This window comes from Rhodococcus sp. ACS1 (genome assembly GCF_002300155.1).
Lineage (GTDB): Bacteria > Actinomycetota > Actinomycetes > Mycobacteriales > Mycobacteriaceae > Rhodococcus_F > Rhodococcus_F koreensis.
Map to the genome: position 1 here is coordinate 48,945 of NZ_NSDZ01000015.1, position 24,325 is coordinate 73,269.

The window sequence follows — 24,325 nt, forward strand, 5'->3', positions numbered from 1 at the left end:
CCTTACGGCAGGTTGTCTGCGAGCATCGACGCTTCCAATAGTGACAATCCGGATCGCTGATTTTCTGCGATGGCCTTTCGCCACCGGACCAGAGCAGCGTGCGACTGGATCACAAAACTCTGAGCCGCCGGATTCAATGCACCCGGCCGGTGCACGATTCCGAACGGAGTACGTATTTCCGGATCGGTTTCGACGACAACCGCCCCAAGCCTGTGCGCTACCGTCGCCATCCGCAGCGGCAAAAGCGCACTGGCAGCGCCGTTGAGGACCAGTGTCAGCTGCGCATGGCGATTCGGTACTTGAGCACGGATGAGCGGAACCACCGACTCGCGCCTCAATACCGAGGCAACGATGTCGTTCTCGCTCAGAGCAACACTGCTGACCGCCAAAGGCACACCGTCCAGTGCTGCCAGTTCGAACGGAGCCGACCGGTCGACAGAAGTGTTGGGAGGCATCACCAGTAGCAGCCGCTGCAACCCCAACTCGGTGCACTCGAGATTCTCGGTCGGGATCGGGAATGCCGTGAATCCGAGCTCGCAGTGTCCCGCCAAGACTTCGTCGCACACTTCCCTGGCGTCGCCGAACTCCGACAAGTCGATGCGGATATCCGGGTACAACGCAGTGAACGACGCACTCCACGCAGCGACGGCCTCGCTGGACACTTCTGGCATGGTCCCGATCGTTATGGAACCGACCTGCAGTTCGCGGGCACCGCGCATGATGTCCTGCACGGAAACCAGGTCCGCGAGCACTTTCCGCGCCGGCTCCACCAAAAGCTGACCGGCAGGATTGAGCACAAGATTTCGGCCGGTTCTGTGGAACAAGCTCAGCTTGAACTCCCGTTCCAGCGCCCGGACGCCCTGCGACAACGACGCCTGCGCGACATGTAACTGCGCAGCTGCCCGATTGACTCCACCATGATCGATAACAGCGAGAAAGTACTCAAGTTGTCGGATGTCCATGCGGCCTATCATCCCATCACGCTGCCCTTACGTCTCATACGGCAATGTCAGACCTGGCACGAGTGCGGCCGGAGTTCGAGCCGCACCTCGACAGCCCGATAGCCGACGCGGCGCAATCGATCACGGTCGCCCAGCGGCGCGGCCCGACCGGGGCCTCCGAGAGAGTCAAGCGCCTCACCAGGACATATAGGCGAAAGCGTATGGTCCGACAGCGTATTGCCGGTTGATGCCTCGCCGATAATTCGCTGTGATGTAGCTAACGCGCTCACGGCATCGATCGAGCGTGACCTGACCAAAATGAAAGCCCGAGTGGAGGTTTCCCGGTGAACAAGCCCATTGAGAACAAGCCGTTGGACGGTGTTCGGGTGATCGACTTCGGCCAGTTCGTCGCTGGTCCCGCAGCAACGCAGGTGCTCGCCGATATGGGCGCAGAGGTCATCAAGGTCGAACCGGTGAGCGGGGAGTCCTGCCGCATCATCGGGCAGTACGGCGAGGCCATCATCCGTACGTACAACCGTGGGAAGAAGGACATCGCGCTCGACCTCAAGGATCCGCGTGGTTTGAAGATCGCCCGCGAATTGATCGCGAGTGCGGACATAGTCGTGCAGAACCTGCGGCCGGGTGTGATGGACGGCCTCGGCCTCGGTTCGGAAGCGGTGCGGGCTGCTCATCCCGAAATCGTCTACGCGACGGTCAGTGGTTTCGGACTGCACGGCCCGTCGAAGGAACGGCCCGGCTTCGATATCGCGGCGCAGGCCGAGAGCGGGATCATGTGGGTCACCGGTGAGGCTGACGGCGAACCGCAGCGCGTCGGGTTCCCGGTAGTGGATTCGGCTGCCGCACACGTGTTTGCCCAGGCAATCCTCGGTGCCTACATCCGCCGGTTGCGGTTCGGTGTGGGTGACGAGGTGGAGGTGTCGTTGCTGGAGGTAGCGGTGCATCTGCAGGGACCCAACTGGGGTGAGTACCTGATGACCGGGATCGAACCGATGCGCAAGGGAAATGGTCAGCCGAGTGTTGCCCCGGCCGCCGAGGTCATGTCAACCCGTGACGGTGAGATAGTTCTATCTGCCTATTCGCCTGCACATTTCGCTGCACTGTGCCGATTCGTCGAGCGTCGTGACCTGCTCGAGGACCCGCGATTTGTGGACAATCCGTCACGGGTTGCGAACCGCGCGGCGTTGCTCGCGGAGCTTCGTCCGGCGTTTGCCCAGATCACCAGTAACGACGCCATGGATCAGCTCGGCGTGCACGGTGTGGTGGCGGGGCGGATCAGCAGTTACGGCGAGGTGCGCAAGAATCCGGATGTGGAGGCATCGGGGCTCTTCATCGATGTCGAAGCTGCGGACGGGGTTCACTACACCTCGCTCAAGTCGCCATGGAGCCTGCGCAGCGTGTCCGACCAGGGTGGTCTCGGTGCACCGGACCTGGGGCAGCATACGGCCGAATTGTTGGGGCAGCTCGGTTACAGCGAACGCGAGATCGCAGACTTGGAAGTCGACTCCGTGGTGCGCACCCAGCGCTGAGATCGGCATCGGATCGTCGAATTACCTCCACTCAGAACACTCCTACAGAAGGATAGACATGATCGAGCCGCACATTCGTACCCTCGACTTCGAGGCGTACCGCCAGGTGATTCGAAACTTCACCGACAACGAACTCATTCCGCGTGAGAACGAAATGGTCGCTGCCGGTGAAGTTCCCGCAGATCTGCTTAAGCGAATTGCCGAGGTCGGCTTGTTCGCGATCACTCTGCCCACCAGTGTCGGCGGTTTGGGCTGGACGATCGAGCAGCAGGTGCTGCTGACCTTCGAATTCACCCGGTCGTCCGCTGTATACCGCTCACGCTTCTCCACCAGTATCGGTTTGGCATCGCAGATCCTGCTCGAGTACGGCACCGACGCCCAACGTGAGAAGTATCTACCCGCGATGGCTGCCGGGGACTGCGTCATGGCATTCGCGCTCACCGAGGTGCAGGCAGGCAGCGACGCATCTGCCGTGCTCACCACCGCAATGCGCGTGGGCGACGAGTACGTCATCGACGGTGAGAAGCGCTACATCACCAACGCGGCGTGGGCCGATGTGCTGCTGGTGTTCGCTCGCACCGAGGACGGCGAGATCTCGTCGTTCCTGGTCGATCGGGACACTCCCGGTGTCGAGACCCGCTTGCCGGAACTTATGAACGGTCACGCCGAAGGACCGGTGGCAGAGATCAGTCTGCGCGGTGTTCGCGTGAGCAGCGACCGGCTGATCGGCGGAGTGACGGGCAAGGGCATGAAGCACGCGATGCGCGGAATCAACCAGGCCCGCACGCACGTAGCCGCCACCGCGGTCGGGCAGGCGACCCGCATGCTCACCGAGGCAATGCAGTACGCCGAGAAGCGGGAACAGTTCGGGCAGCCGCTGGCCGAGTTCGGTGCTGTGCAGTCCATGCTCGGACGCAGCTACGCGGAACTCGAGGCCGGCCGCGCGATGATCCTCGACTGCGCCCGCGAATTCGATCTCGGCGCCCCGCCCCGGCACCGCATCTCCGCGGCAAAGCTGTACTGCACCGAGATGGCATCGGAAGTCGGAGATCGTGCGGTTCAGGTGCTCGGCGGCGTCGGCATCGTCGGCGATCACGCCGTGCCGCGCATGTGGCGCGACGTCCGTGCCCTGCGCATCTACGAGGGCGCCTCGCAGATTCACGAGCGCAACCTCGCGCGGGAACTCCCGTCCATACTCGCCTGAAACGCCACCAACGCACCACTTTTCCGTATCGACCTGTCGGTCTGCTGACCGCGCACCCCGCCGGTCGGCAGACCGACAGGTTAACCTCGATTTCGCGTGCCGCTGAGTCTTGTTTCGGGTGCGGGTTTGATAGTGGCTGCGGTGGTCGACGATGGGCAACGTGCCCCCGCCCACGAGACCGATGTGGTGACACAGCACCTGCACATCACCACCTAGTTGCAACGACAGTCCCGCCCAAGCCGAGGCGAGGCGAACCCGGTGAGAGTGATCCGGTCGCAAACGAGACCGCACGTGTGGACCCTCAGATAGATCACCTGGAGATCACAACGCCGCAGCGCGCATCGGGTCCACCGTTTCGGCGGAGACCGGGTAGTTGGCTAGCATGTGGCTACGGAACCTGGCCCAGTCGCTGTCGTCAGCGACGGACCATCCCAAGGCGAACAGGGAGTCGACTTCCTCATAGCAGGACCGGCACACGATCGAACCCATCGAGCCTTTGCCCGACGCGTCTAAGCACGGGGTCAGGTAATACGCGATCCCGCAGGACGCCACGACGTGCGCTGATTGGTCCTGGTAGAGCTCCGTGATGCGCTGTCGTGGTGAGTTGCCGAGTCGGTCATGCGAGCCTCCTGATGAATCTGCCATGGCTGGAATAGTTCTCAGCGTCCGTGACACCCGGGTCCCTGTTGCACATCAGTCGTCTCCCCGGATTGTCGAACTCGGGCCGGTGGTGAAGGCCGGCGTTAGCATCCGGCATGCACCGACAGAGCTGACTTCAAGGAGACCCGAGGATGCCCACGCGAACAGTGGCCGTGCCGATAGCCGGACAGGATCTCGATCAGTGGGCCCGGCGATTCGATCTACTGGCGGATCCGAATCGGCTGCGGATCCTGCACCATCTGCACCACGAACCGGATCTGTGCGTATCCGACCTCGCAGATGCCGTGGGGATGCGGCCGACCGCGCTGTCGCAGGCGTTACGTCTGCTGCGTGAGCAGGGATGGGTGGCCGCGACACGTCATGGCCGGCTCGTGCGATACCGATTGATCGACGCCACGGTCCACGCGCTGCTGCACACCGTCGGCGCCGACCATCAGCACTGATCTGCTACCCAGCGCTGCGGCCCACTCAGCCGAATGGGCCACTCCACTGCAGGTTTGAACCCGGACGGCGTCGTCGCATCGCGACCGATGAGCCGGGAAGTGCCAGTCGGGTGGTGTGTCGATCGTCGTCCTCGGTACGTAGCACCACTACCGGGGTTCGGGTGACGTGTCCGGTCGATCCGGGGGGGTCGAACGCGTTCGACCCCCGTGTGAAGTACCCGGTGGCGACGAAGTGCCGCACCACGAGTGCCAGTCGCACAAACAGATCGCCGGCAGGGTCGCACACCGGGACATCGAAGCTGAATTGCCCCTCGGTCTCGTGCCGGTCCGACGTCACCGGTGCAGCCCACGCCTGCGGGTGAAGACGCTCGGTGTCGTCGAGGTAGATGAGGACCATCCGGAACCCGTCACCAGGCCGCGGATCCCACCGCTCGACCCGCCCGCGCATGCCGTCCGGCGACAACCACGCCTCGAGGGCCTCCCTGCCGAGGAGGGCACGGTAGACAGTCGTGAGATTCCCCCGGTTTCCCGGACACTTCCGAACCAGGTTTTATATGGAGACCGAGGAAGGACATCATGGGAACGAGGAAGTATCCGCCGGAGCTGCGGGAGCGGGCGGTGCGGTTGTATCGGGAGTCGGATCCGAAGCCGGTGCTCCGGCGGCTGGCCGAGCAGTTGAACGTGCACCCGGAGGCGCTGCGGAACTGGATCCGCCAGGCCGAGGCCGACGCCGGGGAGCGCGACGACCGGCCGTCGACGGCGATGATGGAGGAGAACCGGCGCCTGGCCCGGGAGGTCGCGGAGCTGCGGCGGGTGAACGAGGTGCTGCGGGCGGCGAGCGCGTATTTCGCTGCGGAGATCGACCCGACCCGGAGAAGGTCATGAGTTTCATTGGTGCGCATGACTTCTCGGTCGGTCTCGTATTGCGGGTCCTGGGTATCGCCTCGTCGACGTACTACGAGTGGCGGGCGCGAGCAACCCTGCCCGCTCGGCGCCGGCGTGAGGACGCCGAGCTGCTGGCGTTGATCGACGAGATCCGCGCCTCACACGAGTTCGCGGGCACGTACGGGTCCCCGCGGGTGTGGCTGGAGCTGCGCCGCCGCGGGGTGCGGGTCGGCCGCAAACGGGTCGAGCGGATCATGCGCGAGAACGGGCGCCGAGGCGCCTACCTGCGCAAGGGGTGGAAGTGTGGCTCGACGAAGCAGAATCCGCGGCACACCGCCGCCCCGGATCTGCTGGACCGGGACATCACCGCGACCGCGCCGAATCGCAAGTGGGTGGCCGATCTGACGCGGATCCTCACCGGTGAGGGGGTGTTGTGGTTGGCGAGTGTGCGCGACGCGTTCTCGAACAAGGTGGTCGGCTGGCGATCCGGCCCGCGGGCGGACACCGACCTGGTGCTCTCGGCGCTCGACTATGCCCTGTTCTCCCGCGATGTCCGGGGCGGGGAGCTGATTTTCCACAGCGACAAGGGCTGTCAATTTACGGCGGTTCGGTTCACCCAGCGGCTCGTCGACGCGGGCATCGCCCCGTCCACCGGAAGTGTCGGGGACAGCTTCGACAATGCGCTCGCCGAAAACCTGTGGTCGACACTCAAGATCGAGCTTATCTACTGGCCTGCAAGAATATTCGCCACCAGAGTCGAGGCAGAGGCGGCGTTGTTCCGCTACATCGATGGTTGGTACAACCCGCGCAGGATTCAGGCCGGCCTACGCGGGTTGTCACCCGACGAATACGAACTCGCCTACCACGACCGGTCAGCGAGGCAGGAGGCAGATATCATCCAATCAAAGCTCATCGGAGCCAGATAAAAAGGTCTCCGGAGAAACGGGGGAATCTCAGTCGCCGGTGGCGCCGCGATCACCCGGCTGGCCCGGTCGGTCCTGCCCATCGCCCGATTCCAACTAGTAGACCGTCGCGGCTAAGTTTTGGGATACAGGTGGCGGAGTTTGATGCGGGCGTCGTCGGTGGTGAAGTGCCACTGGACCTGGCGTTGATCGGCATTGGTCTGCCGTTGCCAGGCGGCGAGTTCGGCGTTGAGGGTCTCGAGGTCCTCGATGCGCCGGCCCAGACACTGACGGGTCAGCACAGAGAGTTCGATCTCGGCGATGTTGAGCCACGAGCCGTGCTTGGGGGTGTGGTGAATCTCGAGCCTCTGTGCGAGCGCGAACGCCTCGGCCGGCTCGAAGGCCTCGTAGAGCGATCCGATGCCGTGAGTGTTGAGGTTGTCCATCACCAGCACCACCGTCTCCGCGTCCGGGTAGTCCACGCACAGTAGCTCTTTGACCTGCCGAGCCCAGTCGACTTTGGTGCGCCGGGGCTGGGCATCGGCACGCCGCCATCCGGCCAGAGGCTCGACCCAGCAGAAGATCGAACAGGTCCCGTGCCGCACGTACTCGGAGTCTTCCTTCAGGTCGCGCCCCGGGCCTGCAGGGATCGGGTCACGCACGTGAGCGAGGAGCTGGTAGGGCTTCTCGTCCATACACACCACCGGGCGAGAGGGATCGTGGGGGCGGGCGTAGACCGACAGGACATCTTCCATCCGAGCCGCGAACTCCGCGTTCGCTTTTGGTGGGATGGTCCAGCACTTCTTCAGGTGAGGACGAAGTTTCGTTTTTTTAAGATCCGGCCGATGGTCGAGTGGTCCAGGTCGGGGATGTCGTCGACCAAGGCGACGTGTTTCTCCAGCAGTCGCAGCGACCACCGGGCATGTCCCGCCGGGGGTTGCGTGCACGCCAACGCAATCAACCTGGCCTCGATCTCGCCGGTGATCTGCGACGGGACCGGCGGGAGGTCACGCTGCTTGCGCCCGATCGTGGCCTCCACGTCCTGACTGGTTTCAGCGAACCGCTTGGCCACCAGCCGCACCGTCTCACCCGAGACCCCCAACCGTGCTGCGATCACCTTCTTCTCATCGACCTCCCCGACCGAGGTGTCCAGCGCCAGCAACACCCGGGCCCGTCGGATCATCGAGGCCGGATGCACCCCGGTGGTGGTCAATCGTTCCAAGAACTCACGATCGGCCGAGCTCAACGTCACCGGACGCTTCTTCTGCGAAGGCATGACAACAGTCCTGACCGGCAGAGGGGAAGGTGAAGTCTGCCGCCCCCAACCTAAACGAAACAGGGCAGAGCTAAGAAGCGACACGCTACTAGTGCCGTGCCGGCCCAATCAGTGCCGACTCGGGACTGTCCGATAATCGGTTGATCTGAACCTGGCCGACACGCCGAGTTCCGATTGGCGGGAACGCGATATTGGGCCCCAGACAGACACCTACTGATGGTCGTCTGGGGCATGCAACGAGGCTCCGACACCACCAGTCGGAGATCGACTACGCGGGGCATGCGCAGGCGCCCGGCATGCTCGCCGCCCAACAGGACGGTCCGCGCGGGCGCGCCGCCGCCCACGACATCGACAGTGCGGTGACCGCCCTCGACGGCTGGCGGGCCGCACACCGGGACATCGAGACCGACATGACGACGCTGGCCATCGGTAGCATGGTTATCGGCGTGTCCCGCGGATTCGCCGTCGGCGGGGGGATCTGGCCGCGACTGAACGAGTACCACTGATGACGCACGTGAGGCTTCCGAGACCGGGGGCGAGACCGCGTGCCCGGCACCTCGTCGGCCTTCTCGCCGTCGCCGCCGTCGCCGTCGTCGCCGGCTGCGCCGCACCAGACCCCCTCACCCCGGCCGTTGCGGGCACCTACACCACACGACCGATGACAAACGGCGCCCAAATCATCCCGCCCACGAACAATCCGCCGCCTGAACCACCACCGCCCGAGTCGTGCGGGGCACTCGCGAGCCTGCGGCCCGGCCCGCAGCCCCCGCCCGGGCAGATGCCGCCCGGTGGGTCACTCGCCGAGATCGCCGCCCGCGGCCGGTTGATCGTCGGAACCGACCAGAACACGAACCTGTTCAGCTTCCGCGACCCGACCACCGACACCCTGCAGGGCCTCGACATCGACATGGCGAGGGAAATCGCCCGGGACATCTTCGGCGATCCGACCAGGATCGAGTTCCGGCTGCTCACCTCCGCCGGCCGGTTCACCGCACTCGAGCACAACGACGTCGACGTCGTCGCCCATGGCTTCTCGATCAACTGCGAACGCGCTCAACGTGTCGGCTTCTCCACCGAGTACGTCCGCGCCTTCCAACGTATTCTGGTCCCGCTGGGTTCCGACATCACCGGACCGGCGGACCTGGCCGGAAAACGGGTCTGCACCTTCATCGACACCACCTCGCTCGGCACCGTCCAGCGGGTCGCGCCGGAGGCCACGATCATCGCCGTCCCCGAATGGGACGACTGCCTCGTCACCATGCAGAAACGGCAGGCCGACGCGACCAGCACCTCCGACTCACTCCTGGCCGGGCTCGCCACCCAGGACCCGAATTTTCAGATCGTGGGGCCACGACTCGAGGGAGAAGAGCACTGGGCAATCGGTGTCAACAAGTACAAGGACGACCTGGTGCGGTTCGTCAACGGCACCCTCGACCGCATCCGCGCGGACGGCACCTGGATGCGCATCTACGACCGGTGGCTGGCCGGACCGCTCGGACCCGTCGCGGGCCCACCCCCCGCAACCTATCGCGATTGAGCGGCAACGAATCTTCGCCCACCGAGACCGGGTCACCGCATCCCGTGCCCATCCTTCGGTGTCGAGTGGTGCCGAGCGCACCACCGTCAGAGCCGGTGCCGTTCGGCCGTCGATCAGCATGAGCGCGAGTTCGTTTCGTCCGTGTCGGCACTCGTATCGAAGCCCCTGCGCCGGGGCAGTTGCGAGCAGCGTGTCGCGGGATGAATTCCTCGATCTTCTTCCATCCCGATCGAGAACGCGGGCAAGCGAGGGAACGCCGCATCCGGGTGGCGAAGTTCATCTGCCAGCAATGCCCGGTCATCGACGCGTGCCGTGAGCACGCACTGACAGTGGTCGAACCCTACGGGATCTGGCGCGGAATGTCCGAAGCGGACCGCAGCACTCACCAAACAGCGGAACCCCAAACTAGTTGAGTGATACCAACTCCAGTCAACGGTGCTGGCGGCCACCGCAACGCTGACCTCGGTGGAAAACGTTACACGGAGCAGGTGCCGAGGGCGCCGACTCAACAACCTGATATGTACGCGGGTTAGCACGAAACACATAGTTCCCCAACTACTCGTCGAACCGCCCTCGCCGGGTGTCCTCCCAGAAGGCGACGAGGACGAGGTCCGGAACGCCGGCATCGCCGTGGGTCCTCGTCTCCTGCCTGTAGACATCCCCGGGCTCCAACCTCAGCCGCTGCGCGTGTTCGGCTGATATCTCGTGCCGGGGACGATCGCGAGATGCCGCCTGCTGCGTCATAGGCGGACGCCCCTGTCCCGGCCACGAAATCGGCCGGATATTTCAGATCAGGAACGACGCAACCATGGACAGCCAGCGCACGAAATGCCTCCGATAAAGGTGCGAGTCTCGCCGTTGGACCCTTCTATCGCGCACCCAGGTTCTCCTGCCGGCGACAGCGAACCTGGACTCAATGACTCGGACGCGGCGGACCTATGTCCGGTCGCTCTCGCGATGGATCGCGTCCAGATCCGCGTCCGCGGCCCGGATTCGGGCGTCCGCGGTGCGATCGGCGCGGTCCTTGCGCCGCGCCAGCTGCGCGCCGACGCGGTCACCGACACGCATCGTCTCCTCGACCGCCGTGTTCTCGGCCTCCGTCACCGCCGCGTCGGTCGCGTCCCGGACCGCCGCCGTGTGTCGGGCGGCCTCGTCGAGCCGGTCGGGGAGCTGCTCTGCGGCATCGACCCGGATGCGTTTCGCCCTGTCGCCGAGCACCGCCGCACGAGTCAGCATGTCGGCGTGCCGGCGATTCCGATGACCACGATCCATCAGCTCATGGTCACCGAGGAGCGCGCCGACGACACCATCGAGTCCGCCGAGCGCCCATTCGAAGGCGAGCCGCACCGGAGCCTGCGCGCCCCACCGCTGCACCACCCGCCGGTCGATCACCGCGAGCGGCAGCCGGACCACGGCGTACTGCACCCGCAGTACCGTTCGGGGCAGCGAGGACAGGTTCACCGCGCCACGTCCACGGTCGTTCTCGACCTCCGACCGCACCGCCTCGGCGGCATCGTCCAGCATTCGGGCCCTCTGCTGGGCGCGCGCGTCGTCGTCTCGAGCGTCGACGACGTCCCCGGCCGTACGCAGGTCCTCGCTACGGCGTTTCTTTTCGGCGTGGTGCACGCGCACACGCGCACGTTCCTCAGCTTCCAGACGGCCCTTCTCTGCTCCTCGCGTCGCCTCCTGCTCGGCCGCATCGTGTTCGCGCTGCCGATCACCCTGCGCCGCTGTTATTTTGGCGTCGGCTTCGTCCGCGGCTGCCCTCTCATCGCCCCGGACGGGGTCGAGAATGCGCTGTCGCGGCTCCCGCCGTGGTCCCTCTCCCGCAGTCAACGGATTTCTCCTGCGCCGGATTCGCGGGCGACACGGTCGCGCGGCGGGGAGGCGCGGTGCAGCCGCCGCGGCCCGCGACGCGAGGCGGCCCGAGCCGTACCGATGCCGATGCCGATGCCGAGATGGTTCGTGATGGTGCGAAGTTTGCTGTGCGTCATGTGTGACGCTCCCGCCTTGGCCGGGAACCGGCCAGGTACTTTCCAGTCGGCGACGACGCGACCCGACTGCCCGCGTACGAAGTATCTCCGACACTTCGACACTATACGGCGCGGTGGTCCCCGGATCCTCTGACCACCACGGTGCTCGACTTTCCGGCCGCGCCGAACTGTCTCGACGCCCGCGGCGAGCCGGCTCCGCCCAACTACCGACCGGTCGTGCCGCCCTCACGCGCCTATGCCCGGCGTGGTGGGCCTTGCCGCGCCGAGATTCTCGAACGGATCGGCGCGGGCGCCGGTGTTCGAATTACGCCCCTCGCGATGTCAAACTCCCGCACGAGCGCGAAGTGCTGTCAACAGCCCGCGGCGCGTGCCCGTGACCGGGTCGATCTGCGGCCTCGGATCGGTGAACCTACGTTCCGACGCCGTCTCGGGTGCGTCGTCGGCGGTCGCCCTGAGGAACTTGTTCGGCAGCGCCAGCTTGGCGATGGTGCGCCACGACTTCAGGTACTGAGCGGGCAGCGAACCGGTCGTGTAGGGCAGGGTCGTACTTCTCGCACAGCGCACGAACGCGCACGGAAATCTCGCGCAGCCGGTTGCTCGGCAAATCGGGGAACAGGTGATGCTCGATCTGGTAGCAGAGGTTCCCGCTCATGAATTCTATGACCGGCCCCGCCTCGAAATTCGCACTGCCGAGCATCTGGCGCAGGTACCACTGCCCCCGCGTTTCGTCCTCCACGTCGGCTTCGCTGAACTTCTCCGCGCCGTCGGGGAAATGCCCGCAGAAGATGACCATGTTGGTCCAGACATTGCGGATCATGTTCGCCGTCAGGTTCGCGGTGGGCGATTGGGCAGCACACGCATCACCGCAATGCCTGCCCACGGAGCCATCGTGGCCGACGACCTGATCAACCTCGACGATGACTGGTCAGTCGGTCGGGAAACGCTTCGTTTGCGAACCGACGTGCGACGCGCAGGTCGTCGCCGTCACCGGCCGGGTTTCACCACTGCGCCGAACACCACATTTCCGCTCTCACCGCGACGCGGTACACGACCTCATGCGGTGCCCCCGGGCTGACGGTGTTCATCGTCGCGGCGGCGAGGGCCACATCGGGGTTACCAGATTGTGGGGTATTGCTGCGGCAAGCACGTTCTCGGTTTCACCATGGGGACGCGCGATCACGTGTGATATCGCCAACTCACCGGTATTGCGTGCTGCCGCTACCCCCGCGTCGACCGCGGCCTGGACCGCCCCGACGTCGCCGCGAACCATTACCGTTACTTGCCCGTTGCGCAGGGTCCTGTATCCGACGAGGTCGACGTTGGCCGCTTTGACCATGGTGTCGGCGGCCTCGATGGCGCCGACCAAGCCGACCGTTTCGACTAATCCAACTGCACCGGGGCTCATTGTCTAACCTCCATATTCATCAGGTATGCCCTATGGAACGTTCCTGCCGACGGGACGCAGAAGCGACGGCTGCAACGCGATCCCGCAGGGATAGCGGCCGAGGCGGCGTCTGCACCCGAGTGTTCGGTGGCCGCGTCGACCCGCGACACCAGCAGCGCTGTTCGTGCTCGTGTCACGGGCTGACCTGACTGATCCACTCGATGGCCGAGTCCCCGTTCAGTTGCAGCAGCGACAGCGTGGGATGCCCTACGCGCACCCTTTCGATGTCGGACCCTTCGATGATGTCGATCGTGGCTTCGAGCAATTCCGCCACCGGAAGCGCATCGGCGTGCCGATCGAAGTCGGCGATGAACGGCAGCAGGGTCGGCGCGGTGCCAGCGAGCGTCCACGACGCGGCGACCAGAGGTCGTACCTCCTCGACAGGCAGATTTGGCACGTTGAGGTTGAACACAGATCCCGCATCCGCGGTCATGATGTTCGGCAAGATTTCGCCGATCACAGCCGCGGCGGTGTCCCAGTGGCGTGTAGCCCCGTCCGTCCGTGGTTCCTCGATTTCGAAGTCCAGGTGCAGCGATGCCGCCAGCGCGGTCACGCCGTGGGCGCCGGCGACCATCGCCGCGCCGGCGGTGCCCGAATGCAATACCGCGGCACCAAGGTTCGAACCCTCGTTGATGCCGGAGAGTATGAGGTCGGGCACCGGCCCGAAGCGACCGAGTACCGCGGCGAGTGTGATCATGCCCGGATGCGCGGCCACAGAGTACGCCTCGACTCCCGGCAGACCCGGAAGCCGCCGGTGGCTTACTTCGATGCGCTCGTCGACCAGGAACATCGTCAAACCACCGGCGCAGCCGCTGGCCTGCCGGTGAGGAGCGGCGACCGTGACGTCGTATCCCTGCTCACACGCAGTATGAGCGAGGGCAAGCAGCCCTGGCGCGCCGATCCCGTCGTCGTTGGTGACCAGCACGTGTGGCCGTTGCGTCATGGCATCGCCAATCGCACAGCGAGTAGCAACTCGCTGTCGGCCACGGATTCGGCGCCGTTCGCTACTGGCGCTCCTCCAGGTATCGGGACTGGCGCTCCTCCAGGTATCGGGGCCGCGGTGATGGCCTGGGGATTCTGCGGCGTTAGCGGCCGGTGGGGCGTGATCCGTGCCTGCAACGCCTTCGCTCCGGAAGCTCTGCGCTGCACCCGTGCCGATACCTCCGGCGACGGCGGCAATGCTACGGCCGGCGACGCCGGACATGCACATTCTGTCGTCTCGGTCGCGCCGGCGAACAAATGGGCCAAGATCTCCTGCGGCCAGATCGCTACGAACTCCGCGCCTGCGGCGAGCAACTGTTCCTCGGTATGCATACCCCAGGCGACCCCGACCGCGCGGATCCCGGACCTCATTGCAGCTTCGACATCCCCGACCGTGTCGGTGATGATGGCGGTCGACCCGGCCGGGACCGCACCGCCGGCCGCCGACTCGTCATAGAACGCCTGGCAGCGCCGACCGGAACCTTGCGCCGCATCGTCGAGGAACCGCTGGATTCCCTTGGCCTTGTCGGGCTCGACGTCGCCGCCGAACACGTGCCCGAAGCAGTATTCGAGCGTGTTCTTACGCAGAATCCGTCGGATGACTTCAGTGGCGTTCGACGAAAGAACGGCCAGTGTCGCATGCGGCACCAGCGATTTCACGACGTCCACCATGCCGGGAATCATCAGCGGGGCGTAGTCGGCGCCGAGGCTGCGCATGAAGTCCTCCTCGACGACCCGCGCGTGCTCGGCGTCGCGGCAGAGCCCGCGCAGGGAGACGAAGAAGTTGTTGGCGAACATCTCGTAGAACTGTTCAGCCGTTGTGATATCAAGATCATGTGCTGCACTGACCTTTTCGAAGACACGCCAGGATGCCTCTCGGGTCTGCACGAGGGTACCGTCGAGATCGAATATCACCGCCTGCGGCGGCTCGGGTCGGCACATGGTCAGCTGCTTGTCGCGTCGGACGCGCTGTAGATCTTGCACAACTGCTGGGGGCCGATGAAGTCCTGGATCTCGCCCCATCCGCGTTCTGTGCCCGAACGCCATTCGGCGAGCACGTTGTACCCGACCGTGCCCGGACCGGCCTGCCAGGGGAAACTTGTCCGTCCGAGGCCCTGGAGCTCGTATTCCCGCCCCTCGCTGTCGGTGAGCTCGAGTTCGACCGATTTCGCGAAGAACCCTTCCCGGATGGTGCGCCCGCGGCCAGCAGCCAACCCGTACAGCTCACCCTTGTCGACGACGTAGCCGTGTTCGAGGGTGAGTTCGGTGGCGGCGTCGGGTCCGCCGGTAGGATCGAAGTCGAAGATTCCGTGGATGGCGAAGTCCTTGGAAAAGTGGGCGTGCAGCCAGCTCATGGTGTGGCCCTGGTGCTCCGAGCGTAAGCCCCAGCTATGGTCCATCGTCGAAATACAGTCGACGGCGTACTTCTTGCCGCGCAGGTTCACCTCACCCTCGAAATGGCCGGACTGGTCGAAGTGGCCGGCGTAGGCCTCGCCCCACGCAAACACGCCGTCGTCGGCCTGCTTGGCGACGATCGGGTCCTGCTTGGGATCGTGGATGTCGAAGGCGTCGGCGATGGCGGTGTAGCGGAAGGCCAACGAGACGTCGTCGCCGTTGTCGAACTCGACGTCCCACACCCGGTTGGGTTCGCGGCAGACCACGTGTAGTCCGTTGTTCAACCGGTAGTCGCGCAGGTTGCGCGTCTCCGGGATGGGCAGGTGGTGCTGGGCGTCCCAGTACTCGGCCTGCCAGGGTGCCTGCACGAACTTCGAGTTCATGGCGATGGTGGAGATCGCGACGCCCACATTCGGGCGGAACAGCGCATAGACTCCGACGTTCAACGTGGCTTCCGGGATGTAGAAGCCGAAGAAATTCGTCTCCGTCCAGGTCGGATCGTCGCTGGTGGGGGTATGGAAATCGGCGTCGATGTCTTCGATCATCTGACTCTCCTAGGCTCTGGCGGTTGCCGCACGGTCTGACTATCCGGTGCGGTCCTCGTCACCGCACACATTGCCGAACCCGAGATGCGCCCGCCACATCCCTGCGCGATAACTACCCGGGCCAGAGCTGTCCCCGAGGGATAACGACCTGGTGGGGTGCTCCGCCGTAGCGTCCTCCTCGATGCACTCCCGGGTCACTTGGGGTGAGCGGGAGTGCATCGATCCCGTTCGCTCGACACCCGAAGAAGAGGCGGTCACCCGGTGAGACTCGCACGTGTTGTCGGCCAGGTCGTGGCCACCGCCAAAGTTCCCGAACTCGGAGGAACCACGATTCTGGTGGTCGAGGATATCGACACCGATCCCGGCGGCGAGAACGGGCGGTCGTACGCAGCCGTCGATCTCGTCGGCGCCGGCCAGGAAGAAGTCGTTCTCGTCGCGTCCGGGAGCGCAGCCAGGGTGGACCCGGCCACCGCCGGGGTCCCGGTCGACCAGGCGATCATCGCGATCGCCGACACGATCGTCACACACGGTGAGGTTACGTACTCGAAATGACGACACAAACTGGCGCAGTGCGCAATTCATCCGCCGACCTACCCAGCAAGACCACAAATGGAGGAAAGACCATGGCAACCACCCAGAACACCCTGCCCGCCCGGGGCGCCGGAGCACTCGGCCTGATCGAGACCAAGGGCCTCGTCGGCGCGATCGAGGCCGCCGATGCCATGGTCAAGGCGGCCAACGTGCAGCTCCTCGGCCACCGGGAGATCGGTGGCGGTCTGGTCACCGTGATGGTCCGCGGCGATGTCGGCGCGGTCAAGGCCGCCACCGACGCCGGCGCGGTCGCCGCCGGCAAGGCCGGCGAGGTTGTTTCCGTGCACGTCATCCCGCGCCCGCACGACGAGACCGAAGGTGTGCTGTCGAACCTGGCTCGCCCCAAGGGCGCGTGAGAGTCGACCGCGATCGGGGCGCAGCACGGACCTGTCTGCGCCCCAGACCGAGCCATGGAAGGTGAAAGACCGTGACAGCAACGCTCGATGCGGACCTGGCGGCGCTGGTTGACGTCCGCGCGCAGGTTTCCGCCACGAAGAAGGCCTTCGACGCGATCGAAGGTGCCGACCAGCAGTGGCTCGACACCATCGTTCGGGCCATGGCGAAGGCGGGTTACGCCGCCTCCGAGGAACTCGCCCGGATGGCGGTCGACGAGACCGGATACGGCGTATACGAAAACAAGATCATCAAGAACCGCTTCAACACCGGCTTCGTAGCCGACTGGATGCTCGAGCGGCGCGCGGTCGGTGTGCTGTGGGCCGACGAGGAGAACAAGGTCACGGCCGTGGGCTCCCCGATGGGCGTGATCGCTGCGATCATCCCGGTTACCAATCCAACGGCAACCGTACTGTTCAAGAGCTTGGCCGCGGTCAAGGCCGGAAACGCCGTGGTCCACGCCCCGCACCCCCGCGCTGCGCGCTGCTCGGCCCGGGCGGCGGAAATCATGGCGGAGGCGGCGGTGCGGGCCGGCGCCCCCGAGAACCTGGTCTCCTGCCTGCAGCAGCCCACCCTTGAGGCGACCCGGGAGCTGATGCGCCACAACAGCATCCGTCTGGTTCTCGCCACCGGCGGTCCCGCGATGGTCGCGGCCGCGTACTCGAGCGGCAAACCGACGATTGCGGTCGGTGCGGGCAATGTCCCCGCCTACGTCGACTCGACGGTTACCGATCTCGCCGAGACGGCGACGATGATCGTGACCTCGAAGTCCTTCGACAACGGCACCGCCTGCGTCGCCGAGCAATCGGTGGTGGTCGCCGAACCTGTCGCCGACCGATTCGTCGCCGAACTGTCCCGCGCCGGCGCCACCTGGCTGACCTCGGATCAGCAGGCCGCGTTGACGAGGACCCTGTTCGACGAGCGCGGTGGACTGCGCGCGAACGCGGTGGGCCAGTCCGCGATTCGACTGGCCGAGCTGTCCGGGTTCACCGTTCCGGCGTCGACGAAGGTCCTGGCCGCCGAGATGAACGAGGTCGGCGACCACGCACTGCTCTCGCGTGAGATCCTCGGACCGGTGCTGACCGTCTACCGGGAGGCGGACTACCTGGCGGGCTGGCGGCGGTGCCGGGAGATCCTGGCGCTGGGCGGCGAAGGCCACACCGTGGCCGTGCACAGTGCCGACCCGACGGTGGTGGCCAAGTTCGGAGAGCTGCCTGCCGGCCGCATCGTCGTCAACACTCCCGCCCTCTTCGGTGGGATGGGGTACTCGACGAACGTCGATCCCTCCTTTCAGATCGGTACGGGGACGTGGAGCGGGTCGATCTGCTCGGACAACGTCACCCCGCTACACCTGGTGAACATCAAGCGCATCGCTCACGAGGCCCGGCCGTGGCGTGGAGTGTTCGACTGATGTCCTTCGAGATGGTCGCGCAGACACTCGAGCAGGCACATCAGCGCATCCGTTCCGCCCGAACGAATCACGACGGTGATCTGCGCACCGGCATCGATCTCGGCACCGCCACCTGCGTGATCACTGTGGTCGATGCCGCCGGGGATCCGGTGTGGATCGACTTCGACCGCACCGGCGCCATCCGCGATGGGGTCGTCGTGGACTTCGCGGCCGCGGCCGCGGCCGTGCGGAAGCTGAAGGCGACCGCCGAGGACGAACTCGGCGTCGAGTTGGCGAACGCGGCCACCGCCTATCCCCCGTGCATCGGGGAGGCCGACAGTCGGGCCTGCCGGTTCGTCCTCGAAGGCGCGGGCTTCGACGAGGTCATCCTGGTCGACGAGGTCAGCGCCGCCAACAAGACCCTCGAGGTGACCGACGGGGTGGTCATCGACGTCGGTGGCGGGTCGACCGGGGTTGGGGTCTTCGAAGCCGGGAACCTGGCCGCCCTCGACGATCGCCCAGGCGGTGGGCACCACCTGGATCTGATCCTTGCCGGCGCCCTCGGGGTCACCGTAGCCGAGGCGGAGGAAAGCAAACGTGCTGGTAGCGGCGACTACCTCGCGATCCTGCGACCGGGAATCGAGCGGATCGGTGCCTCGATCCGGGATCTGACCCGAGGTGCCGAGCACCTCGAACTCCATCTCGCCGGCGGCGCCCTGATGCTTCCGGGCGCCGATACGACCATCAGCAAATACCTGGGCCGGCGTGTGCGGGCTTATCCGCACGCACTGCTCATCACTCCATTGGGAATCGCGAGGTACGCGTCATGACAGGCACAGCAACACTCCGGACGTACGCATTTATCGATCGAATGCAGCCGCAGTGTGCGGCGCACATCGCCGCCACCAGCCCCGGCGATCCGCCGTTGGCCGGCATGGCGGAACTGTTCGTCGAGATGGCCCCGGGTAACGAGGTGTTCCGTGCGGCGGACATTGCGCTGAAATCTTCAGGGGTACGTCCCGCCCTGCAGATCATCGAACGAGAATTCGGGCTACTCGAAATCCACTCCGAGCACCAGGCGGAAGTTCTCGCGGCCGGGGAGGCCCTGCTCGACGCGCTCGGGATGAAGGAAACCGACCGCATCAAGCCGGTCGTCGCATCGACCCAGTTCATCACCAACGTGCACGGATATCAGGCGCAGCTGCTCAACAAGTGGCGCAAGGGCACCCTGCTGATGCCCGGATCGAGCCTGTTCGTCATGGAAGTCGCCCCGGCGGCGTATGTGTCGCTAGCCGCGAACGAAGCGGAAAAGGCCGCCGACATCGACGTCATCGAGATCCGCGCCGTGGGACGGTTCGGTCGCCTGTTCCTAGCGGGCAGCGAAAGCGAGGTCGCCACCGCCCGCGATGCCGCGGTGGCCGCGCTCGAATCCCTCGAAGGGACCGAGGAGGCCCGGCGATGACCGTCTTCGGTGTCGACGCGGTCCAGTCCGCCGGGACCGGCGAGCTGGTTGTCGGCGCGAAGGACATCGTCACCCCGCTCGCACGGGAATTGGCTCGTGAACGCGGAGTGACGATCGTCGTTGCCAGCGCACATCCGCCCAGCAGTCCCGTCACCGCGAACCAGTCGCTGCCCCCGGCACCCGTTGCGGTGGCCCCGGTGTTTGCCCGCCCGTCCTCGAACGGGTCACAATCGCCTCCGGCTCCGCTCAAGCCGCCGGCCCCGGCACTGTATCGGCGCGGGGCGCCTCTGCATCCAGCGGTCGCACCTGCCGCCCTGCACGAGCCCCGCACACGGCGACCCGAGTTGCCGAGTGCTGCGAAATCGGTCGGCCGGGTGCTCGTCGTCGGCGCCGGGCACGTCGGGATGATCACCGCGATGAAGCTCGCCGAGGCGAACATCATCGAGGAAGTTGTCCTCGTCGATATCGCCGAGGGGCTCGCGGCGGGGATCGCGCTGGATCTGACACATTCGACGGCGCTGCTCGGATTCGACACCAAGGTCCGCGGTGTGACCAGCCTCGCCGAGGCCGGGGCCGCCGAGTTCGTGGTCATCACCGCGGGCCGTGCCCGCCAGCCCGGGATGAGCCGGACCGATCTCGTGGAGGTGAACGCTGGCATCGTCGGTGCCCTCGCCCGCGACGCGGCCGGGATCTCACCTCACACGGTGCTGCTGGTGGTCACCAATCCGCTCGATGAGATGACCCACCATGCCTGGCGCGCCTCCGGGCTGCCGGCCAACCGGGTCATCGGGATGGCCGGTGTACTCGACAGCTCCCGGTTCCAGGCGTTGACCGGGTTGGCCGTCGATTCCTCCCCGTCGAGTGTGCGTGCCTTGGCGCTGGGTAGTCACGGCGACGAGATGGTCATCCCGCTCTCCCAAGCGCGGGTGGGGGGCACGACGATCACCGACGCGATACCGCAGGCGGAGGTCACTGCACTGGTCGACCGGGCCCGCAACTCCGGCGCCGAGGTCGTCGGACTCCTCAAGTCTGGAAGCGCGTTCTTCGCTCCCGGTGCCTCCGCCGCGCGGATGGTCTTGGCCATGGCAACCAACTCCGACGAGATCATCGCCGCCACCGTGTGTGCCAACGGGCAGTACGGCATCGCCGACGGGTATGTCGGTCTGCCGGCCAGATTGGGCCGCACCGGGTTGCGTGAGATCGTCGAGCTGCCGTTGTCCGCGGACGAGCTGGCCTCAGTACGCACGGCCGCCGCCCGGATCGCCGAACGGGTGGCCGACCTCGAGCAAATGGCGGCCCCGGCATGAGAGCGGTGGTGTTCGCCGGCCTGGGCGCCGTCGAGGTCTCGAGCGTGTCCGATCCCGGCCTCGTCGAGCCGACGGACGCTCTCCTCAACGTGCATCGGGCGGCGATCTGCGGGACCGACCTGCACACGATCAGCCATCCCGACGGCCTGCACCGTGGTGCCGTTCTGGGGCACGAGTTCACCGGCACCGTCGTCTCGGTCGGGTCCGCGGTGCGCACCTTCACATCCGGAGACCGCGTCAGCGGCGCCGACTTCACCGCGTGCGGACACTGCTGGTGGTGCCGCCACGGCAATCACTGGGAGTGCGGCCAGCGCCAGTTCTTCGGCACCGGTGACGCTTTCGGTCCCGCACTGGCCGGCGCCCAAGCCGAGATCGTCCGGGTACCGCACGCCGACGTCGTCCTGCATCCCATCGCCGACGGAGTCTCGGACGATGCCGCACTGTTCTTCGGGGATGTGCTGGCAACCGGGTACGCGGCGGTACAGCGGTGCGACATCTCTCCGGGCGATACCGTCGCGGTCATCGGCGGTGGTCCGGTCGGTCAGCTGACCAGCCTCGCCGCGCAGGCCTGCGCGGCCGGGCCGGTCGTGTTGGTCGAGCCGGTCCCGGAGCGGCGAGCCACCGCCCACGCGCATGGCGCCCTGGTTGCGTCGCCGGAGGACGCTCGCCCCCTCATCGATGCCCTGACCGACGGGCGCGGTGCGGACGCCGTCATCGAGGCCGTGGGCGGCCCCCGCGGACTCGACGCCGCCTTCGGGCTGGTCCGCCGCCGCGGCACCGTCGTCTCGGTCGGGGTGCACCAGCAATCAACCTGGCCGCTGCCGGTGGCACGGGCGTTCGCCGACGAGCTGACTCTGCGCTTCGCAATCGGAAACGCGATCCGCGATCGCGACCAGCTGACGGGTTTGGTGGCCTCCGGGGCGATCGACCCGACCGTCATCATCGACCTACGAGTCGGCCTCGAAGACGCGCCCGCTGCGTACGACGCGATGACCGAGCGCCGTACGCTGAAGGCAGTCATCGAAGTGTCCTAGGCACACGTACCGACGAGGCGGAAATGGACGACCCGAAGAGCTCACACCGGTCACGAGAGGCCACCCCATTCAGCCCGATTCTGAACGGGGAGTTTCCCGTCGAGCAGCTTCGGGACCTACTGGCCACCCTCCCCGATACCGCCACCGATGCCGCTGAAGCCGTCGTGACCGCGTTCGGCAGCAGCATCCCGGTCACCGTCTTCCACCGACACGACCTCGACTGGTCCGCCCTCGCCGGTACCGAATCCCACGCCGACCAGACACAGTTGACCGCACTCGAATGCGCCGCCGGACCGCTCGTGCCACGCGCGGCCACGGTGGGCAACGTCGCCGTCGTCGTCGACCCGGCGGTACCGGACGACATGGTCGCGACTCACCGCACCCTTCTGGCCCAACTGTGCGTCTGGATCGACCTGACCGCCCAGGCGCACGCCTCCACCGAAGAGTTTGCAGCCCTCGACGACGAGGCCGAGGTCATGCGCACTGTGGCCCATCAGATCCTTAGCGCCCAGGACCTCGACCAGGTGCTTCTCAACCTCACCAACCAGACCTTGCGAATGTCCGAATCAGACATCTGTGGCGTGTTTCTCCGGGAGGGCGAGGAGCTGCGCATGCGCAGCTGCGCCGGGCATCGGGTGATCGACACCGCGCGGCTGCGGATGAAGAAAGGCCAAGGCGTGGCCGGCCTCGTCTTCGAAACCGGGAAGGTTGCCAGAATCGACAGCTACCTTCAGGACGCCACAATCAGCAAGGACTTCATGTCCCTCGCCGAACAGGAAGCCACTCGTTCGGCGCTGGCCGCGCCACTGGTTGTGCACGGCGACCTGATCGGTGTCCTCGAGGTATGGCGGCGCCGCTACTCGTCGTTCACCGACCGAGACGTCCGACGCCTGGTGGCCCTGGCCGACCTCGCCACCATCGCCATCGAGAACGGTCGGCTCTACGACGCCCAGCGCGCCACCGTCGAAGAACTCGACAACACCCGTATTTCCCTCGAACGACAACTGCGACTGCTCAACCGTTCCTCCACCCTGCAGCATTCGCTGATCGAGATCGTGCTCGCCAACTCCGCCGTCACCAGCTCCGTCGCCCGCACCGTCGGAACCGAACTGGGCTGCGAAGTCGCCATCATCTCCGCCACCGGCGAAGTCGAGGCCACATTTCCTCGCACCTTCGACACCGCCGATCTGCTCGACGACGTCGCCGGCCGCAACGGTGTCCTCCCGCAACGTGCGACCAAGCTCGTTGCACGCGACGGCCGCACAATCTGGGCTCACCCGGTCATCGCCGCCGAAAATCAGTACGGTGCAGTCTGTTTGGTTGGCGGCAACGAGGACACCGAAATCATGGAGGTCGCGTGCGGGCAGGCCGCGATGGTCTGTTCACTCACCCAACTCCAGCAGCGCGCGGCCAGCGCCGCCCGCGCCGAGGCGCTCGACCAGTTGCTCTGGGATCTGATGGAAGGAACAGCGGAACAACGGTCGGCCGCACGCAGCCGCACCCATCAGATGGGGATCCGGCTCCGGGGTTTTCACCGAGTCGTCTACGGGGTACTCGAGAACACCGACAACATTGCGGCCCAAGAGGGATGGACTACCTCCGCCGCGGACACCTTGCGGCGCAACGTTCTCAACGGTGCCCGCGGCTGCACCACCCCCGCACAGCTGACGTTGACCAGTGTGCGAGGAAACTGGATCGTGGCTCTCGCCCCGATCAAGGACCGCGAACGTGCCCGGACCCTGCTGGACGAATTGAACAAGATCGCAGCCCAGTGCCACCCGGACCTGCGCATCACCTGGGGGGTCAGTTCAGCACGCAGCGATCCGGCCGAGTATCCGGCGGCATTCGGCGAGGCGAAGACCGCGCACGCCGCCTCCCGTCGCCTGGGAACAGTGTCGTTGTACGACGAACTCGGGATCGTGCGGCTCCTGTTGGGGAGCAGCGACAATCCCGACCTACAGGGTTTCATCAAAGAGGTGACCGAGCCGCTGCTCCAATACGACCAGCAGTCCGACGGGTCCCTCCTCAAGACCCTCCGCACCTTCTTCGACGCCAACTGCTCACAGAAGGATGCCGCCGAACGGCTCTTCGTCCACCCCAAGACCCTCGCCTACCGGCTCGAACTGATCCGCAAACTCACCAATCTGGACCTGTCGCAACACTCAGATCGGATGCGCGCCGACCTGGCACTACGACTGTTGCAGGTGACCGAGGCGGTCAGCGATATCGATGGCCAATCGCACCCGCCATCCGGTTGAGAGTGGTGTGTGGTCCCCCGATCCGGGTTATCCCACACACCCCACCCGCCGCCAGTTCGATCTGTGGCCCGCCGCTTGTTCTCGACCCCGCGCAACTCCCCCACCGTCCCTGGGTGGTCCCAGGCGTGCAATCGTC

General features: G+C 65.9%; 27 protein-coding genes and 1 pseudogene. 16 read left to right on the top strand and 12 right to left on the bottom strand.

The annotated features are described in order from the left end of the window. Window positions 1-2: 2 nt before the first annotated feature. Window positions 3-962 (bottom strand): LysR family transcriptional regulator, encoded by a 960-nt coding sequence (locus tag CJ179_RS48990; RefSeq protein ID WP_095866388.1) that lies wholly within the window; start codon window positions 960-962, stop codon window positions 3-5. A 323-nt stretch (window positions 963-1,285) separates the two neighbouring features. Between CJ179_RS48990 and CJ179_RS48995 the strand changes: the two genes are divergently transcribed. Both CJ179_RS48995 and CJ179_RS49000 read left to right on the top strand, forming a co-directional pair. After that, window positions 1,286-2,488 carry a CaiB/BaiF CoA-transferase family protein gene (locus CJ179_RS48995; protein ID WP_257016390.1) on the top strand — a complete coding sequence of 401 codons (1,203 nt, stop codon included), beginning with the start codon at window positions 1,286-1,288 and terminating at the stop codon, window positions 2,486-2,488. Between the two features lie 58 nt (window positions 2,489-2,546). Further along, the gene (locus tag CJ179_RS49000) at window positions 2,547-3,692 is read left to right on the top strand and encodes an acyl-CoA dehydrogenase family protein (protein WP_095866336.1); all 1,146 of its coding nucleotides are present in this window, start codon (window positions 2,547-2,549) and stop codon (window positions 3,690-3,692) included. 321 nt (window positions 3,693-4,013) lie between these two features. Here the strand turns inward: CJ179_RS49000 and CJ179_RS52425 are convergent, their stop codons facing one another. Beyond that, window positions 4,014-4,337, bottom strand: coding sequence for a hypothetical protein (locus CJ179_RS52425; RefSeq protein ID WP_143549080.1), 324 nt, complete (start codon window positions 4,335-4,337; stop codon window positions 4,014-4,016). 146 nt (window positions 4,338-4,483) lie between these two features. Here CJ179_RS52425 and CJ179_RS49010 point away from each other — a divergent pair, with 146 nt between their 5' ends. Then, window positions 4,484-4,795, top strand: coding sequence for a helix-turn-helix transcriptional regulator (locus CJ179_RS49010; protein ID WP_073366689.1), 312 nt, complete (start codon window positions 4,484-4,486; stop codon window positions 4,793-4,795). Between the two features lie 25 nt (window positions 4,796-4,820). On the opposite strand, the gene CJ179_RS49015 is transcribed toward CJ179_RS49010, so the two are convergent. Continuing rightward, window positions 4,821-5,243 (bottom strand): hypothetical protein, encoded by a 423-nt coding sequence (locus tag CJ179_RS49015; protein WP_143549081.1) that lies wholly within the window; start codon window positions 5,241-5,243, stop codon window positions 4,821-4,823. A 128-nt stretch (window positions 5,244-5,371) separates the two neighbouring features. On the opposite strand from CJ179_RS49015, the gene CJ179_RS49020 reads away from it, so the two are divergent. Further along, a complete protein-coding gene (locus CJ179_RS49020; protein WP_095866338.1) occupies window positions 5,372-5,680 on the top strand; it encodes a transposase in 309 nt (102 codons plus the stop codon). Beyond that, a complete protein-coding gene (locus tag CJ179_RS49025; protein WP_095866339.1) occupies window positions 5,677-6,606 on the top strand; it encodes an IS3 family transposase in 930 nt (309 codons plus the stop codon). The genes CJ179_RS49020 and CJ179_RS49025 overlap by 4 nt, the downstream gene beginning before the upstream one ends. Window positions 6,607-6,716: 110 nt before the next feature. Here CJ179_RS49025 and CJ179_RS51175 read toward each other — a convergent pair whose 3' ends face one another. Next, the gene (locus tag CJ179_RS51175; protein ID WP_218834862.1) at window positions 6,717-7,499 is read right to left on the bottom strand and encodes an IS630 family transposase; all 783 of its coding nucleotides are present in this window, start codon (window positions 7,497-7,499) and stop codon (window positions 6,717-6,719) included. Beyond that, window positions 7,388-7,858, bottom strand: coding sequence for a helix-turn-helix domain-containing protein (locus CJ179_RS52430; RefSeq protein WP_095864392.1), 471 nt, complete (start codon window positions 7,856-7,858; stop codon window positions 7,388-7,390). The genes CJ179_RS51175 and CJ179_RS52430 overlap by 112 nt, the downstream gene beginning before the upstream one ends. 296 nt (window positions 7,859-8,154) lie before the next feature. On the opposite strand from CJ179_RS52430, the gene CJ179_RS49040 reads away from it, so the two are divergent. From CJ179_RS49040 to CJ179_RS49055, 3 genes are all read left to right on the top strand, one after another. After that, entirely contained in the window at window positions 8,155-8,364 is a 210-nt protein-coding gene (locus CJ179_RS49040; RefSeq protein ID WP_073366690.1) for a hypothetical protein, read from the top strand. After that, on the top strand, window positions 8,364-9,395 hold the full coding sequence (locus tag CJ179_RS49045; RefSeq protein WP_095866340.1) for a glutamate ABC transporter substrate-binding protein: 1,032 nt from the start codon (window positions 8,364-8,366) through the stop codon (window positions 9,393-9,395). Before CJ179_RS49040 ends, CJ179_RS49045 begins: the two co-directional genes overlap by 1 nt. Window positions 9,396-9,595: 200 nt before the next feature. Beyond that, a complete protein-coding gene (locus CJ179_RS49055) occupies window positions 9,596-9,808 on the top strand; it encodes a WhiB family transcriptional regulator (RefSeq protein ID WP_095866341.1) in 213 nt (70 codons plus the stop codon). Between the two features lie 523 nt (window positions 9,809-10,331). Here the strand turns inward: CJ179_RS49055 and CJ179_RS49065 are convergent. From CJ179_RS49065 to CJ179_RS49090, 7 genes and pseudogenes are all read right to left on the bottom strand, one after another. Continuing rightward, window positions 10,332-11,231 (bottom strand): hypothetical protein, encoded by a 900-nt coding sequence (locus CJ179_RS49065; protein WP_143549082.1) that lies wholly within the window; start codon window positions 11,229-11,231, stop codon window positions 10,332-10,334. Continuing rightward, a complete protein-coding gene (locus CJ179_RS52000; RefSeq protein ID WP_179377975.1) occupies window positions 11,228-11,389 on the bottom strand; it encodes a hypothetical protein in 162 nt (53 codons plus the stop codon). The genes CJ179_RS49065 and CJ179_RS52000 overlap by 4 nt, the downstream gene beginning before the upstream one ends. A 321-nt stretch (window positions 11,390-11,710) precedes the next feature. After that, window positions 11,711-12,227 (bottom strand): annotated as a pseudogene (locus CJ179_RS49070) (fatty acid desaturase); the annotation flags it as partial. A 243-nt stretch (window positions 12,228-12,470) separates the two neighbouring features. Then, entirely contained in the window at window positions 12,471-12,794 is a 324-nt protein-coding gene (locus CJ179_RS49075; protein ID WP_095866343.1) for a BMC domain-containing protein, read from the bottom strand. Window positions 12,795-12,966: 172 nt separating this feature from the next. Then, a complete protein-coding gene (gene surE / locus CJ179_RS49080) occupies window positions 12,967-13,776 on the bottom strand; it encodes a 5'/3'-nucleotidase SurE (RefSeq protein WP_179377976.1) in 810 nt (269 codons plus the stop codon). Then, window positions 13,773-14,861, bottom strand: a complete 1,089-nt coding sequence (locus CJ179_RS49085) for an HAD family hydrolase (RefSeq protein WP_095866345.1) — start codon at window positions 14,859-14,861, stop codon at window positions 13,773-13,775. Before CJ179_RS49085 ends, surE begins: the two co-directional genes overlap by 4 nt. After that, window positions 14,759-15,754 carry a hypothetical protein gene (locus CJ179_RS49090; RefSeq protein WP_095866346.1) on the bottom strand — a complete coding sequence of 332 codons (996 nt, stop codon included), beginning with the start codon at window positions 15,752-15,754 and terminating at the stop codon, window positions 14,759-14,761. Before CJ179_RS49090 ends, CJ179_RS49085 begins: the two co-directional genes overlap by 103 nt. A gap of 261 nt (window positions 15,755-16,015) precedes the next feature. Between CJ179_RS49090 and CJ179_RS49095 the strand changes: the two genes are divergently transcribed. The 8 genes from CJ179_RS49095 (at window position 16,016) to CJ179_RS49130 (ending at window position 24,189) form a co-directional block, all read left to right on the top strand. Next, complete coding sequence (locus CJ179_RS49095; RefSeq protein WP_095866347.1) at window positions 16,016-16,306, top strand: EutN/CcmL family microcompartment protein; 291 nt, start codon at window positions 16,016-16,018, stop codon at window positions 16,304-16,306. Between the two features lie 71 nt (window positions 16,307-16,377). After that, the gene (locus CJ179_RS49100) at window positions 16,378-16,701 is read left to right on the top strand and encodes a BMC domain-containing protein (protein ID WP_052032891.1); all 324 of its coding nucleotides are present in this window, start codon (window positions 16,378-16,380) and stop codon (window positions 16,699-16,701) included. A gap of 71 nt (window positions 16,702-16,772) precedes the next feature. Continuing rightward, the gene (locus CJ179_RS49105) at window positions 16,773-18,149 is read left to right on the top strand and encodes an aldehyde dehydrogenase family protein (protein WP_095866348.1); all 1,377 of its coding nucleotides are present in this window, start codon (window positions 16,773-16,775) and stop codon (window positions 18,147-18,149) included. Next, a complete protein-coding gene (eutJ, locus tag CJ179_RS49110) occupies window positions 18,149-18,958 on the top strand; it encodes an ethanolamine utilization protein EutJ (RefSeq protein WP_073366702.1) in 810 nt (269 codons plus the stop codon). Before CJ179_RS49105 ends, eutJ begins: the two co-directional genes overlap by 1 nt. After that, window positions 18,955-19,590 (top strand): hypothetical protein, encoded by a 636-nt coding sequence (locus CJ179_RS49115; RefSeq protein ID WP_073366703.1) that lies wholly within the window; start codon window positions 18,955-18,957, stop codon window positions 19,588-19,590. The genes eutJ and CJ179_RS49115 overlap by 4 nt, the downstream gene beginning before the upstream one ends. Beyond that, the gene (locus tag CJ179_RS49120; protein ID WP_095866349.1) at window positions 19,587-20,897 is read left to right on the top strand and encodes a malate dehydrogenase; all 1,311 of its coding nucleotides are present in this window, start codon (window positions 19,587-19,589) and stop codon (window positions 20,895-20,897) included. Before CJ179_RS49115 ends, CJ179_RS49120 begins: the two co-directional genes overlap by 4 nt. Next, a complete protein-coding gene (locus CJ179_RS49125; protein WP_095866350.1) occupies window positions 20,894-21,931 on the top strand; it encodes an alcohol dehydrogenase catalytic domain-containing protein in 1,038 nt (345 codons plus the stop codon). Before CJ179_RS49120 ends, CJ179_RS49125 begins: the two co-directional genes overlap by 4 nt. A 23-nt stretch (window positions 21,932-21,954) precedes the next feature. Continuing rightward, the gene (locus tag CJ179_RS49130) at window positions 21,955-24,189 is read left to right on the top strand and encodes a helix-turn-helix domain-containing protein (protein WP_083400779.1); all 2,235 of its coding nucleotides are present in this window, start codon (window positions 21,955-21,957) and stop codon (window positions 24,187-24,189) included. The last annotated feature ends 136 nt before the right edge of the window (window positions 24,190-24,325 follow it).